The 15,260-nt window shown below is 39.9% G+C and carries 16 protein-coding genes; 15 read left to right on the forward strand and 1 reads right to left on the reverse strand.

What is annotated here, in order from left to right:
• Positions 1–54: 54 nt before the first annotated feature.
• From PCNPT3_RS00975 to lexA, 15 genes are all read left to right on the forward strand, one after another.
• Entirely contained in the window at positions 55–2,229 is a 2,175-nt protein-coding gene (locus PCNPT3_RS00975) for a hypothetical protein (protein ID WP_015464001.1), read from the forward strand.
• A gap of 132 nt (positions 2,230–2,361) precedes the next feature.
• Positions 2,362–3,195: a type II secretion system protein GspC gene (gspC, locus tag PCNPT3_RS00980; protein ID WP_015464002.1), complete on the forward strand. Its 834-nt coding sequence runs from the start codon at positions 2,362–2,364 to the stop codon at positions 3,193–3,195.
• Between the two features lie 58 nt (positions 3,196–3,253).
• Entirely contained in the window at positions 3,254–5,230 is a 1,977-nt protein-coding gene (gene gspD, locus PCNPT3_RS00985; protein ID WP_015464003.1) for a type II secretion system secretin GspD, read from the forward strand.
• Positions 5,217–6,764, forward strand: coding sequence for a type II secretion system ATPase GspE (gene gspE, locus PCNPT3_RS00990; RefSeq protein WP_015464004.1), 1,548 nt, complete (start codon positions 5,217–5,219; stop codon positions 6,762–6,764). The genes gspD and gspE overlap by 14 nt, the downstream gene beginning before the upstream one ends.
• A complete protein-coding gene (gene gspF, locus PCNPT3_RS00995; RefSeq protein WP_442852365.1) occupies positions 6,739–7,959 on the forward strand; it encodes a type II secretion system inner membrane protein GspF in 1,221 nt (406 codons plus the stop codon). The genes gspE and gspF overlap by 26 nt, the downstream gene beginning before the upstream one ends.
• Before the next feature lie 14 nt (positions 7,960–7,973).
• Positions 7,974–8,396 (forward strand): type II secretion system major pseudopilin GspG, encoded by a 423-nt coding sequence (gene gspG / locus PCNPT3_RS01000; RefSeq protein ID WP_015464006.1) that lies wholly within the window; start codon positions 7,974–7,976, stop codon positions 8,394–8,396.
• Between the two features lie 21 nt (positions 8,397–8,417).
• Positions 8,418–8,972 (forward strand): type II secretion system minor pseudopilin GspH, encoded by a 555-nt coding sequence (gspH, locus tag PCNPT3_RS01005; RefSeq protein ID WP_015464007.1) that lies wholly within the window; start codon positions 8,418–8,420, stop codon positions 8,970–8,972.
• Positions 8,959–9,327: a type II secretion system minor pseudopilin GspI gene (gspI, locus tag PCNPT3_RS01010; RefSeq protein ID WP_015464008.1), complete on the forward strand. Its 369-nt coding sequence runs from the start codon at positions 8,959–8,961 to the stop codon at positions 9,325–9,327. The genes gspH and gspI overlap by 14 nt, the downstream gene beginning before the upstream one ends.
• Entirely contained in the window at positions 9,314–9,943 is a 630-nt protein-coding gene (gspJ, locus tag PCNPT3_RS01015) for a type II secretion system minor pseudopilin GspJ (protein WP_015464009.1), read from the forward strand. Before gspI ends, gspJ begins: the two co-directional genes overlap by 14 nt.
• Positions 9,940–10,917, forward strand: a complete 978-nt coding sequence (gene gspK, locus PCNPT3_RS01020; protein WP_015464010.1) for a type II secretion system minor pseudopilin GspK — start codon at positions 9,940–9,942, stop codon at positions 10,915–10,917. The genes gspJ and gspK overlap by 4 nt, the downstream gene beginning before the upstream one ends.
• Before the next feature lie 75 nt (positions 10,918–10,992).
• Positions 10,993–12,201, forward strand: coding sequence for a type II secretion system protein GspL (gene gspL / locus PCNPT3_RS01025; RefSeq protein ID WP_015464011.1), 1,209 nt, complete (start codon positions 10,993–10,995; stop codon positions 12,199–12,201).
• Entirely contained in the window at positions 12,201–12,683 is a 483-nt protein-coding gene (gene gspM / locus PCNPT3_RS01030; protein WP_015464012.1) for a type II secretion system protein GspM, read from the forward strand. Before gspL ends, gspM begins: the two co-directional genes overlap by 1 nt.
• A 2-nt stretch (positions 12,684–12,685) precedes the next feature.
• Entirely contained in the window at positions 12,686–13,438 is a 753-nt protein-coding gene (locus PCNPT3_RS01035; protein WP_015464013.1) for a type II secretion system protein N, read from the forward strand.
• On the forward strand, positions 13,439–13,891 hold the full coding sequence (locus PCNPT3_RS01040) for a DUF3465 domain-containing protein (RefSeq protein WP_015464014.1): 453 nt from the start codon (positions 13,439–13,441) through the stop codon (positions 13,889–13,891).
• Between the two features lie 64 nt (positions 13,892–13,955).
• Positions 13,956–14,585, forward strand: coding sequence for a transcriptional repressor LexA (gene lexA / locus PCNPT3_RS01045; protein ID WP_015464015.1), 630 nt, complete (start codon positions 13,956–13,958; stop codon positions 14,583–14,585).
• 58 nt (positions 14,586–14,643) lie between these two features.
• On the opposite strand, the gene PCNPT3_RS01050 is transcribed toward lexA, so the two are convergent.
• Positions 14,644–15,129: a GNAT family N-acetyltransferase gene (locus PCNPT3_RS01050; protein ID WP_015464016.1), complete on the reverse strand. Its 486-nt coding sequence runs from the start codon at positions 15,127–15,129 to the stop codon at positions 14,644–14,646.
• Positions 15,130–15,260 lie beyond the last annotated feature (131 nt).

A 15,260-nucleotide genomic window follows, 5' to 3' on the forward strand; every position in this document is an offset into this window, starting at 1 on the left:
ATAGTGGGCACTTCAAAAAAGTAATTTTTAACGTGTTGTGTTAGTGAAATGTAAATGGGTGAAGTGGAAAATATGAAAGATGGATCTTTAAAATTAACAAAAATCGCGCTATTTATCGCCAGTAGCTTTGTTGTAGTGGGCTGTCAAAATGATCAAGATAGCAACACGATACCGACACAAGCCCATTATGCTTATCGCGATATGATGATATGCCAAGACACTAACTTAAATGCAGTATGTGATAATTCTGAAGTAAAAAAATCAAGTATATATGGCTTTCCTTTTAGCATGAGAGGGCCTTTTTTACTGGACTCGTCAGAGTATTTTCTTACGGCATCAGGGCAATCTGAAGTTATTAGCCCATTTACGACGTTAATTCAAAATGAAGTGCTTTTTAATCCTTTGGTAGCGGGTGACCCGGCGAAAGCGAAGGCGTACTTAAATACTGTTTTTGGTGAAAAATATCAATTAGATTTTACCGCGTTAAATAGCCGTGAAGGGCCACAAAATGAGACGAACTTATTGTTAGCCTCTTTTAAGCATGCTTTATCGTTACAGGGTGATTCTAAATACCTTAAAATAGCAACAGCGATAGACAAAATGGTTTATGCACAGAGCTTTGATATCACAGAGATATTGACTCAAAACGATATCGATCAACGCTTGTTGTTTTTAAATAAGCAATATTTATTGCAGGGCTCATTTCCGGTAACAGAGTTAAAATCACTGCGCTCATTATCTATCGATGTGAAGACAAGACAATTATTAAGCTTATCGACAGAGGGGGAGTTATTTGCCATGAACTTAAATAATGGATCTTACACTTCGTTTAGTCCTGCGTCTAAGTCTCTTTCGGTCGCAACCTCACGAGATCACGATGATGATCACGATGATGATCACGATGATGATCACGATGATGATCACGATGATGATCACGATGATGATCACGATGATGATCACGATGATGATCATCACCATGATAAATATGATGATGCTGACGATGCTTGGGACAGTTGGTACGATAATTTTATGAATTATTATAATAATGGCAACAGTAATGTGTCTAATTCGTCGGCGCGCTTAGTGTTTGCCACCCAAGGCGAAAAAAATGATCTGTCTTATTTAGTTTATCAAGAGCCGAATATGCTAAATGCAAGCCTTGATTCTGATTGTAAAAGCAGTGGAAATAATGGTGTGTTTATTACCGCCACGGGCACTAAATTAATGACCTCTACACGTGATATTGAGATTGACAGTAGAGGGGGCGCTTCGGGCTCTGATATTGTTAATAAACGCCCTCGTTTACCAAAACCACCCGTCATTGATACGAGTGCGATGTTGGCATCGAAGGCTGCTTGCCGTAATGATAATATTGGCTGGGTGGTTAGCGATTTTAAAAATAAAAATATCATTGCGGTGTTTAATAATGGGGTGAATACACTGCGACTATTAGACAGTAATACATTAAAAAATAAACAATATGTGTACGCGTTAAATAGCCCCGCTAAAGATCTGAAAGTGAATCATCAGGGAACAAAACTGCTGGTATTACAGGAAAATGGCAAAGCACTCATACTTAAAAGTAAAACCTTACAATATGTTAAAGAGTTGCCGAAAGACAATATAAAAGCGGCTGTTTTTGTACTTGAAGATACGGAAATATTAATTAGTCAGGCAACCAATATGCTTTCATGGCTAGGTGTACAGAGTAATAATGTGCTTAAAACGTTGCAATTAGAGGGGGATATCTCGTTTATTTCCTCGCAAGGAGAGGCAAAGTACAGCGCCGTATTGACCAGCAAACGTTTATACCTTATTAATAATATTAAACATTCTATCGAGCAGTCAATATCATATAGCGCAACGGATATTTACGGCATGAGCATGCTAAATGATAAAATTATTATTGTGCGCAAAGGCCATGTTGATCATGTGCAATTTAATGATTGGGTAGGCTCAAAATTACAAATGGCGAAGAAAATTTTAAGCAGAGAGTTACTTGATACCTGGCTGAAAAAAAGAGGCGGAGCGCTTATTTCGACGACACTTGGGGCGATACTTCGCACTACGCAGGATAATATTCTGTTTAGTGAGCAATTTGAAAACATCGATATCCAATGGTCGCCAAGTTCGGCGCAAAGTAGTGCAGAGGTCACTGGGGTCACATTATCGGGTTATTATCGAACTAAGAGTATTAAACTGTTTAAATCGTTACCGAAATCTGGATAAAATATGCTTTGTTTACAGATGAATAAGAACTCTAAAGATTTATATCTTATTGTTTGAGATTGATGTTATATCGCATGTCTGTTTATTTTCTTATGCTAAGATGCTAATAGATTATTTAATAAGGTGTTTTTAGTGTCTTTGTCTCTTCGTTTAGAAAAATTGTCGACGCCCATGCTTCTACTAGGAGAGGTATTCGTTGCTTATCAGTTAGCGTTACTGACTTGGTTTTTACTGAGCTCAGTGCCGCCATCTGCAGTTTGGGATGCCCCTGTTGCAACGCAACAGACAAATCAACAAATAAAAACGCAAAAATTACAATCTGCGTTTCTTTTCGGACAACAAGAGATCCTCCCCGTCAAAGTTATCAGTAAAGCGCGCACGACACATGCGCCTAAGACCACCTTAAAATTAACGTTAGTGGGGGTTGTTGCTGCTTCCGATCCTGAGTATTCCAGCGCAATTATTTCTTATCAAGGACGCCAAGATAGTTTTTTTATTGACTCAAAAATTGCCAATAATCAAGCTAGCCTTATTGAAATATACAGCGACCGAGTTATTTTAAATGTACAAGGTAGTCGCCAAACATTGATGCTCGATGGGGCTGATGAGGAATTTGATAATAGGCCCTTGGCAAAAAACACACCATCTGCGCGACTCAACACACTTAATATCGATAAAAAGAGGCTGCTGAGCAATCCTCGCGCTATATTTGACTATATTAATATTTCTCCTCTGAAAAAATCAGGACGCTTGCAAGGTTATCGACTGAGTCCTGGCCGCAATCCGACATTATTTAATAGTGTGGGCTTACAAGCAGGGGATATCGCGGTGCAATTAAATGGTGTGGATCTCACTGATAGGCAGCAAGCATTAACATTAATGAAGCGTTTTTCGCAGATGACAGAAATAAATTTAAGCGTTATGCGACAAGGACAGTTGTATGAAATCGATTTCGCGATCCCTTAATAAAAAGAGAATAAAGATGTTTAAAATGACAATGTTCATTATATGGAGTTTGGGATAAATGAAGTCTTTAATAAGTAAATTTAAGGTATTAAGTGTTGCCTTATCTTGTTTAATCGCGTCGAGTGCATTGGCGACAGAATACTCAGCAAGTTTTAAAAATGCAGATATTAATGAATTTATAAATATCGTGGGTAAAAATCTGCATAAAACGATCATATTAGATCCCGCTATCCGAGGGAAAATTAATGTACGTAGTTATGATTTACTTAATGAGAAGCAATACTATCAATTCTTTTTAAACGTATTAGAAGTCTATGGTTTTGCTATCGTTGAAATGGATGATCATATTATTAAAGTTATCCGCGCTAAAGATGCAAAAGTATCGGCTATTCCTGTCGTTGATGATGGCAAGTTTTATCATGGCGATGAAATGGTCACGCGTGTTGTGCCAGTTATGAATGTCTCTGTGCGCGAGTTAGCGCCACTACTGCGCCAACTTAACGATAATGCAGGTGGCGGTAATGTTGTACATTATGGGCCCTCTAACGTATTAATGATCACTGGCCGTGCGGCGGTTGTGAACCGTTTAGTTAAAATCGTACATCGCGTGGATAAAGCCGGCGATCACGAAGTTGATATTCTTAAATTAGAATACGCAAGTGCACTAGAGATGGTTAAAATCATCACGGCTATCCAAGCGCCGAGTAAAGGCTCTCAAAGTAGTGTGCCCAGTATTTTACGACCGCGTCTGGTTGCCGATGAGCGTACCAACTCTATTATTATTAGTGGTGAGCCTAAAACGCGTGCGCGTATTATAAAATTAGTGAAATCGTTAGATAATGAGCTTCAGAGCAATGGTAATACTCGCGTGTTTTATCTTAAATATGCAAACGCCAAGGAAGTTGCGGATGTTTTAAAAGGCGTGAGCGAAGGCATATCAAATATTGCGTCGAAAACGGGCACTAAGTCCAACTCCAAAAGCCTAAGTATAGAATCTCATGAAGGCACTAACGCGTTAATTGTTTCGGCGCAGCCAGCCTTAATGGCGTCACTAAGCAGTGTTATCCGAAAATTAGATATTCGCCGCGCTCAGGTGTTAGTAGAAGCCATTATTGTTGAAATTTCAGAAGGTAACGGCATTAACTTAAGCGTGCAATTTGCAACCTCAGCCGGTGGTTCTCAATTTCACGGTAATGGGGCGACGACAGGAGATGCTATTAATGGGGCTTACCAAATTCGCCATGATGGCGATTTAAGTGATGTGAGCTCTGCAATTAGTAAAATAGCGGGTGGGGTAGTCGGGTATCTGGGCTCTAATTGGGGGGTCATGTTACAGGCGCTTAGTAGTTCGACGGGCTCTAACATATTAGCGACACCGAGTATCATGACCTTAGATAATCAAGAAGCAAGTTTTCTGGTGGGGGATGAAGTCCCCGTGTTAACCGGATCAACCTCGAGTGATGATAATGACAATCCATTTCAAACCATTGAACGTAAAGAGATTGGCGTAAAATTAAATGTCACCCCACAAATTAATGAAGGTGATTCCGTGCAATTGGTGATTGAGCAAGAAGTCTCTTCCATTAAAGACAGTACCAATACAGTGGATGTTGTTTTCTCTACGCGATCAGTGAAAACCACGGTGCTCGTAAAATCGGGACAAACGATTGTTATCGGGGGCTTAATCGATGAGAAAGTCATTGAGTCGGTAGATAAGATACCTTTGCTTGGTGATATCCCTTGGTTGGGTAATTTGTTTAAATCAACGCGTAATACTACGGAAAAGCGTAATTTAATGATTTTTTTACGCGCCACTATTATTCGTGATGATGTCACCATGAATGAATTAAGTATGCGTAAATACTCGATGATCCGAGATATGCAGAAAAAACAACGCGAAATTGGCATTAACTTAATGCCAAATAGTGAGAGCCCTCTATTGCCGGAATGGGGTAAAACACAAGAAATTGATGCGGATACCTTTTTAAAGCAACGCGCGTTATTAAAGCAGGATCTTAATAATGCCAAGCACTGAAGCCTCTATTGTTGCGCCTGATGATGAGGTGGACAATCAAATTGTCACGCCTTATGGGCAGTTACCTTTTTCTTTTTCAAAGAAACATGAAATTGTGCTTGTGTACAACGCGAAAAATATCGAGCTTTGTCATATTAAAGCGCCCAATGCTGACTTGTTGTTAGAGGTGCGCCGCGTTATTGGCGGGGCGTTTAGCTTGCTTCAAGTAGAGAAATCTCACTTTAATGAATTAGTGGCCTCAGCGTATCAATCGTCATCATCAGATGCACAGCAACTTATGCAAGATATCGGCAGTGATGATCTTTTTGCGCTTGCAGAAGATATGCCCGCAGATGAGGATCTGTTAGAAACAGAAGATGATGCGCCTATTATTAAGCTCATCAATGCGTTATTAGGTGAAGCAATTAAAGAAGAAGCCTCTGATATTCATATCGAAACGTTTGAAAACTCCCTTATTATTCGTTTTCGCATAGATGGTATTTTACGTGAAATTTTAAAACCTCAACGTAAACTTGCTGCGTTATTAGTGTCGCGCATTAAAGTCATGGCGAAACTTGATATTGCAGAAAAAAGAGTACCACAAGATGGACGTATTTCATTGCGCATTGGTGGGCGCGCTGTCGATGTGCGAGTGTCAACAATGCCGGCCAGCCATGGTGAGCGTGTAGTGTTACGTATCCTTGATAAAAACGCCATAAAACTCGACCTTGCCACGTTAGGAATGACGCCAGAAAATCATGAATTAATGCGCTCCTTGATCCATCAACCGCACGGTATTGTACTGGTGACAGGGCCGACGGGATCAGGTAAAAGTACCACGTTATATGCGGCGCTAATGGAAATAGACGCTAAAGAGCATAATATATTAACTATCGAAGATCCCATTGAATATTCAATTGAGGGCATTGGCCAAACACAGGTTAATAGTAAAGTTGAGATGACTTTTGCACGTGGTTTGCGCGCTATTTTACGCCAAGATCCCGATGTGGTGATGATTGGTGAGATCCGCGACCTTGAAACCGCGCAAATAGCAGTACAAGCGAGTTTAACGGGGCATTTGGTGTTTTCTACCTTACATACCAATAGCGCCGTGGGCGCGGTAACACGATTACGTGATATGGGGGTTGAACCTTTCTTACTCTCATCGAGTCTACTCGGGGTACTTGCGCAACGTTTGGTGCGCCGTTTATGTACTTATTGTAAAGCGCCACATATCGCCAGTAGTAAAGAAAAACATCTGTTAGGTGTTCCTAACACTGAAAAAGTGATTATTTATAATGCGAAAGGTTGTGAGCATTGTAATGCAACAGGCTATCGAGGTCGTATGGGGATCCACGAATTATTGATCGTGACGGATGTGGTTCGTGAGTTAATGCATACCGGTGCCGGCGAGCAAGCGATTGAAAAAGTGATCCGTCAGTCTACGCCGAGCATTCGCCATGATGGTATGGCTAAAGTGTATCAAGGCTTAACCACATTAGAAGAAATAGTTCGTGTAACCAGTGAGGATGATTGTGGCAACCTTCCTATATAAAGCATTAGATGCCAAAGGTAAATCTGTAAAAGGAACCTTAGAGGCTGATTCAGCGCGTTTGTTAAGGCAAAAATTACGTGCGCAAGGTTATATGCCATTGCACGTTGAGGCGGTGAGTCAGCAGTCGAGTCAGAGTAGTAAACGCTTATACCGTTGCAAAATTAAAACGGCAGACTTAGCGCTGATAACACGTCAACTTTCGACTTTAGTGGCTGCCTCTATTCCGATAGAAGAATGCTTACAAGCGGTATTAGAGCAGTGTGAAAAAGAAAATTTAAAAACGATCATTGCATCGGTGCGTAGCTCGATCATTGAAGGGCACAGTTTAGCTGAGAGTTTAGGCGCCTTTCCCTTTGTTTTTGATCATCTGTTTTGCGCGATGGTGGCGGCGGGCGAGCGTTCTGGTCACCTTGATAAAGTATTAGATAAGCTTGCCGATTATGCAGAGCAACGCCAAGCAATGAAAAGTACTATCCAGCAAGCGATGATTTATCCCTTAGTATTAACGTTTGTGGCGGTCGGCGTTATCTCGATATTATTAACATCAGTTGTACCGCAAGTGGTCGGCCAGTTTGAGCACATGGGGGCAGATTTACCGGCAACCACACGATTCTTGATAACAATCAGTGATGCACTGCGCGCTTATGGTTTGTATTTGATGGGGGCGCTTTTTATCTGTCTACTGGGCATAAAACAGTACTTAAGAAAAGAAAGTAACCAGCTAAAATTTGCTCAACATTTATTACGTATACCGGTGATTGGCAATGTGTCTAAAGGCTTAAATACAGCGCGTTTTGCGCGGACATTAAGCATTTTAAATAGCAGCGCTGTGCCGTTGCTTGAGGCGATGGGTATTGCGGGAAATGTGCTCAGTAATGCATTTATACGCTTACGAGTTGCAGAGGCGACAGAGCGTGTACGCTCTGGCGTGAGCCTAGGACGGGCACTTACTAATACAAAATTATTTCCACCGATGATGCTACATATGATTGCCAGTGGTGAGCGTAGTGGTGAGTTAGGGAATATGTTAGCGCGCTCTGCGGATAATCAAGATAAACAATTTGCGGCGCAAGTGACGATTGCTATTGGTTTATTTGAACCTGCATTGATTATTTCAATGGCGGGGGTGGTTCTGTTTATTGTGATGGCAATACTCGAACCGATACTACAACTCAATAATTTAGTTTCTGCTTAATAAAGGAAAATAGTGTGCTTAAAAATAATAAACAAAAAGGTTTTACATTACTTGAGATCATGGTGGTTATTGTGATCTTAGGTGTACTGGCGTCTTTAGTTGTACCCAATTTAATGGGTAACAAAGATAAAGCAGATCGCCAAAAAGTGGTTTCAGATCTGATCGCATTAGAAAATGCGTTAGACATGTATAAATTAGACAATTCTCGTTACCCGAATACGGATCAAGGATTAGAGGCTCTATTGGAAAAACCAACGGCATCGCCTGAGCCACGTAATTATCCTGAAGACGGTTATATTAAGCGTCTTCCTCAAGATCCTTGGGGCAATGATTATATTTTAAATAGTCCGGGCGAACATGGAAAAATTGATGTTTTATCGGTAGGTCAAGATGCAGAAGAAGATACCGAAGATGATATTGGTAACTGGGACCTCTAATGCTCAGGTATCAGGCCTAACATGCAAGCGCTTAAAGCGAGACAACAAGGTTTCACCTTATTAGAGATAATGTTGGTGGTGTTGATCATGGCGATGGTCTCGGTGGTAGTGGTGATGAATTTACCAAAAATCACTGAGCGACAACAAGACTTAGATTGGCAAGCACAGCGTTTTGTTACTTTATTGTCTTTTGCGCAAGATGAAGCTTTGATGTCGGGTAAAGAGTTAGGGATCATCTTTAAAGATAATGCTTACCAATTTGTTGTTTATGCTTATAAAGAAAAAGCGTGGCAAGCTTTAGAGCTTAAAAGGATCATTACGGATGTTACTTTGGCTGAGCCGTTGACCTTGCATTATGCATTATTGGGTGCGCTCTGGGAGGAACTTGATAGTCAAAACGTGAATGTTAAACCCGGAACGCTCGCCCCACAAGTTTATATTATGTCGAGTGGAGAGGTAACGCCCTTTACGTTGCAATTTTTAAATACACAGGACGGCGATAGACCTGCCTCCGCACTGCTTAGTATTAATATGAGTGGTGAAATCACCAAAGAAGATACACATGAGTCGCCATAAAGTTTGCGGTATGACGTTACTTGAGGTGATGCTCGCACTGGTTATTCTGGCGACAGCGGGGCTTGCCGTTATGCAAGCGTCTTCTAATGCCCTCAATAACCAAGCGCATTTAGAAGATAAAAGCATGGCGATGTGGATTGCAAGTAATGGCTTAGTGCAACTGAAATTAGAAAAAATATGGCCGACATCCACGTGGAAAAATAGTGAAGTGACGTTTGCTGATAAACAATGGTTTGTACGTTATAAAGCGGTTGGTACGGGAGACAGTCAATTTATAGCAGTTGATATGCAAGTGCGTAAAGACGAAAAAGGGGTGGCTTTGGCGACCTTAAGGACTTACATTGCGAAGCATTAAGCGTTTAAGGACTAAAACTCTAGGTTTTACACTGATTGAGATGTTGGTGGCTATTTCTATTTTTGCCTCGTTAAGTCTGGCCGCTTATCAAGTATTACAGGGCGTTATTCGCAGTGCAGATATTAGCAAAAGGCATACTGAGCAGTTAAAAAAATTACAGCATACGATGCTTATCATCGAGCAAGATTTTACTCAGATAAGTGCGCGAAAAGTACGAGATGATGCCGACTCTCCATCTAAAGGTCTCATTAAAAGTGCTAAATATTTGTTTTCATCAGAAGATCAAGGCATTGAGTTTACTCGTTTAGGTTGGTCTAATCCGTTAGGGCGTTTGCCTCGCTCTAATTTGTTACGTGTGCGCTACCGACTTTATGAGGGGCAGTTGCAACGCCTTTATTTTTTATATCCTGATTTTATAGTGGGCCAAGAGCCTCAAATGCAAGTGTTATTAGAAGATATCGAGAGTTTAGAGTTTCGCTTTTGGAATGCAAAGTGGCAGACGCGCTGGCAATCAAAAACAGCGCTTCCAACCGGTATAGAGATCAGCTTTAAAAGTGAAAAATTTGGCGATATCGTACGTCAATTTTTAATTCCGAGCGTGGTGATCTATAAATGAAAAAGAGCGCTTCAAAAGGCATGGCATTGATCATTGTTTTAATGATTTTAGCGATTATGGTTTTACTTGCGAGCACCATGACAGAACGTTTGACGTTAAGTTTAAAGCGCACTGAGGGAACCATGTTAAGCCAAGGTGGTTATTGGTACGCGCAGGCGACAGCCGAGCTTGCAAGAATGATACTAGAAGATGATTTTGCAAATAATGAACGTGTCAGTTTAGATCAAAATTGGGCAACGCCCGATAGCGTCTTCCCACTGGAAAATGGTAATATTAGTGGTACGATTATTGATATGCGTAGCTGTTTTAATATCAATGCTGTCGCGGCACCCGACAATGAAGAGGTGCGTGCAACCGGGGTCACGCAACTGCAACGTCTGCTTGAAGCATTAGATATCGATGATTACCTTGCCGAAACGATAGCAGACTCAACACGTGATTGGATTGATGCCGATAAGGTGAGTTTGGCAGCGCAAGGCGCTGAAGATAGTTTTTATGAAGCGCTGTCTGTACCACATTTGAGCGCTAATGTGGCGATGATTGATATTAGTGAATTACGCGCGCTACGTGGGGTGACGAGCAAGGTTTTTTCTAAAATATCACCTTATTTATGCGCCATCCCATCAAAGACGCAACATATAAATATCAATACGGTACGTATCGATCAAGCTGAAATATTATATGCTATTTTTCCGGAGCGCTTAAATTTAAGCATTCGCGACTTTGAAAAGTTATTAGATGAACGCGATAAAAGTGGTTGGAAGAGTGTGGATGAATTCTTCACTGCTGAGATATTTAAAGGTTTGAATATTCCGAGCGCGATAAAAAGTCAATTGAGTGTGCAAAGTGAATTTTTTCAACTCAACGGCATCGTACAATTTAGCGAACGTTTAATACGAGTTAAGTTGTTATTTAAAATAGAAAATAAGAAAGCATATACGATCCGTTATCAATCATCGGGATTAGGATCATGATGAGATCGTATTTGCATAATATTTATCTGCTCAATAAGGTAATAAAAATTACATGTTGATATTGGGAGAGCGGGCGTGACTGAACGGCTAATTATTCGCTTAGCAAGTGAGCCGACACAAAAAAATCACTGGTTGATTTGGTCGGAAACGGAAAATGAAATCATTGCTTCAGGCGATGTTGAAAATGCATTGCAACTTAATCTTTTAACTGAGAAAGCGCAAAATCGTGTGCTGACTTGTGTTTTACCGGGTGTTGATATCAATATTAAGTCGGTAGCAATTAAAGGGCATTTTAATCGGCAAATACAACAAGCGTTACCTTATATACTTGAAGATGAGCTGGCGATGGACGTTGAGACATTACATTTTAATGTTTTTGCTAAGCAGCGAGATTTAATTCATGTGGCATATTGTAGCCACGAAAAAATGAAAATGTGGTGTGATTGGCTTGTGCAGGCACAATTAAATTGTTTGCAGTTTATCCCCGAAGGCTTGACGTTGCCCGTTGCAGAAGAAGGGCATTGGTCAGTACTTGCTATTGATGATCAATTTATTGTTCGTGAAAATAAAGAGATTGCTTGGAGCTGTGATGCCAGCATGTTGAACGTGATGTTAGCGTCGAAAAACGATGCGTCCGCGAGCAAGGAAAATGCCATTGTGATGCAAAGTTATAGCGATGCTACGTCGAATTATTCTGGAAACTGGCAGGTCATGCCGGCAGTCTTGCCGATGCAATTATTAGCGATGGGTTGTATTAATAATAAAGTGAACCTACTAAGTGCTGAGTTTAAAGTTAATAAACAAACACACCAAGCGCTTTTACGTTGGCGTTTTCCCTTTGTTTTTATGCTGTTAGGCTTATTGTTGATGATGCTTAATATGCACATGAAAAGTGTTCAAAATGAGCAACAATTGGCCACCATTAAAGCGCAAGTTGAGCAAGTTTACGTACAAGCATTTCCTTTGCAGAAAAAACTATCGTATACCCGTATTAAGAAAAGAATGAAGAGCATGTTGAGGCCTATCAATGCAGACATCAACAGTGGCTTTTTGTTAATGCTTAATGAGTTAGTGCCTTCCTTTAAAGCTTATCCTCAAATGCGCCCGAGTAGCATTAAGTTTGATGCTAAAAAACAAGAAATGCAGATCTTATTAAGTGCTGATAATTTTCAATCGTTTGAGCGTTTTATCAAGTCCTTGCCTAAAAATTATAGTGTACAACAAGGTGCTTTAAACAATAGCCAAGATCGTGTATTTGGTACGCTAAGAATAAGGAGCAACTAATGCAGGAAAAATGGCGTATTTGGTGGGCAACCAGTAACATTAAAGAGCGAAGATTAGTGGTTGTTATTGTCTTATTTTTAGCTTTTTCCTTATGTTATTGGGGTGCATGGAAACCATTAAGCACACGTTTAGATAACAGTGAAATCCAATTGTTACGCACTCAAAAAACATTAAGTTGGGTACAAGAAAAAGCCTCTCTATTATTAAAATCAGGGCGGGGCAGTCAAGTTGCTCAAGTACCTCAAAGTAGCTTAGTAGAGGTAATAAATCGCAGTGCTAAACGATCGGGGATAAGTTTTACACGTATTTTAAATCGTAATGATACCTTAGAGGTTTGGATTGCAGATGTTGAATTTAATAATACGATGGATTGGCTAACGCTGCTTAAAAATAAATATGGCATTGAGGTTTTAAATGTTGATATTAACCAAGCTTTGAAGCCGGGTTACATTAAAATAAATCGTTTAGTGTTGGGTTATTAATAATGAAAATAAAATGTATTGTTTTTTTTGTCGCTGTTTATTTATTGTCCTTAATATGGACATTACCCGCCTCGATGATACAGCCATTTTTAGCACAAAATGGTCCTGTAAAAATACAGGCATTTTCGGGAACAATATGGCAGGGCTCCGCGAAAAATATAAGTTATCAAAATAATTATCAATTAAGTAATGTGCAGTGGTCAGTTAATTGGCGAACTTTATGGACGTTGGCGCTTAGTCTTGATGTGACATTTAATAATGATGCGCCTCGCCTGCAAGGCAAAGGGGAACTTGTCGCAGATATGAACACGTTACACTTAAATCAGTTTGAGGTTAATCTAAAGGCTGCTGATGTATCATCTTATATCGCATCTCCTATTCCTATTGAAGCGCAAGGTAAAATACGTTTAATGATCAACACGGTGGCGATAGCATCGCTTAGTTGTCAGCAATTAGACGGCTATTTAGTGTGGAGAAAGGCTGCCTTAAATTCGGTGATGGGCAATATTAATTTGGCCAATGTTGAAATAGATTTAAGTTGCGTAAATCAGCGTTTAATTGCAAAAGTACAACAAGTCTCTACGGATTTAAAAACGCAACTACAAGCTGAACTACAAAACAATGGCAGTTATCAGCTACGTGGTACCATAAAAGATGGCCCAACGCTCCCTAAAAACATCCAAGAAGGTTTATCGTGGTTAGGCCCGAAAGGTGCGGATGGGAAAATCGCTTTCTCGTATAATGGGCGTCTGTAAATGTTTAAATTATTTTTCATATTATTGTGCACTTTAAGTTTATCTGCATGTTTTGAAAAAAAACAAGACTTAGATCTTATGTATGCCGATGACGCGGTGAGCAGTCTTGATGAAAAGGCAGATAGTGTTGCTTATTTAGGGTTTCTTTATAAGAGTCAGCGTAGCGCTAAAGTCAGTGCGCAAGGACACTTGATAAGGCGACTACCTGAGCAGTTATCGCCGTATCGGGCGCAATTGTTTTTAGTACGTTTAACGTCCGGACAAAAGTTAATTATTAAGCACGATATTGAAATGGGTGAGGCATTACCGGATATTAAAAAAGGCGCGTTGTTATTTTTTAAAGGGCTTTATAAGTGGAACCGTAAAGGCGGCTTTATTATTTTTACAACCCAAAAGAATCGTGAAAATAACTTGTCTGGGTGGTTGAAATACAAGGAAATCACTTACCAATAAGCTAGCTTAATTCCATGTATAGATATACACTGTCTATATTAACAGTTTATGCTTGGAGAGAGTAATGAAAGAATTAACCAAACGTCAAAACGAAGTGTTAGATGTGATCAAGGCATGTATTGAAGAAACAGGTATGCCACCAACACGCGTTGAATTGGCTAATTTATTGGGTTTTCGTAGTGCAAATGCAGCAGAAGAGCATTTAAAAGCATTGGCACGTAAAGGCGCGATTAAAATATTATCGGGTACTTCTCGCGGTATTCGTATTATTGCTGAGCATAAAAGTAATCAAGTGGTTGTTGATAAAGGTTTACCTCTCGTTGGGCAAGTTGCTGCGGGATCTCCTATTTTAGCGACTGAGCATATAGAAATGCACTATGCGGTTGACCCCGCTTTATTTCATCCCCGTGCAGATTTTTTATTACGCGTGCAAGGTGAGAGTATGAAAAATATTGGAATTATGGACGGAGACTTACTCGCCGTACATAAAACACAAGATGTTAATAATGGGCAAGTAGTCGTTGCACGTATTGAAGATGAAGTGACGGTAAAACGTTTTTATCGTGAAGGTAACGCAGTGCTATTAAAACCTGAAAATGAGGATTTTAGTACTATCAAAGTAGATTTAGAATATGAATCTTGCGCCATTGAAGGGATTGCTGTGGGCGTTATTCGTACGACAGATTGGATGTAAATAGAATAGAGAGCAAGACTAAAGTTGTTTTGCTCTCATTATCTATTCTCTAATGCCATTATGCATTTAAAGGTTTATTCCAAAAAAGCGTATTACCTTGCTTGGGATCTATTTGGGGATCGTGATAGCCTTGTTGTTGATAAGCATTTCGCGCTATTTTATTCTCAGAAATCACTTCTAAAGTGATCTTACAATAGTCGCGTAGACGTGCAAGTTTCTCAATTTCTGCAAACAATAACTTACTGATCCCAAGTCCTCTAAAGTCACGGTGTACAGATACGTCATGTATATTAAATAAAGGCTTACATGCAAACGTTGAAAACCCTTCAAAAGCGGTTAAGAACCCAGCCGGCTTCCCATCTTTAAATGCCAATAAAATAACGACATCATCGCGTTTTATTAAGCAATCTATTAAATTATTTTGGCTAAATGTTGATAGGTGTTTGCCTCCGCTGATAGGCTCTCGACTATAATGCTTCATTAAATAAATATAAGCTTGTGCATGCTCAGTCTTGTTTAAATCGGCAAGTGTGATCATTAGCATTGGCTATCTTCCTTGAGGAGTATAAAAATGAGTGTTTTAGTGAAAAAGTGAGGAGAACAAAGCGCTTAGTAAGTACATAATACCCTCCACCTCTTAATTAAAACAAATTTTTGATAAAAAAGCATATAATT

The sequence above is a fragment of the Psychromonas sp. CNPT3 genome, assembly GCF_000153405.2.
Taxonomy (GTDB): domain Bacteria; phylum Pseudomonadota; class Gammaproteobacteria; order Enterobacterales; family Psychromonadaceae; genus Psychromonas.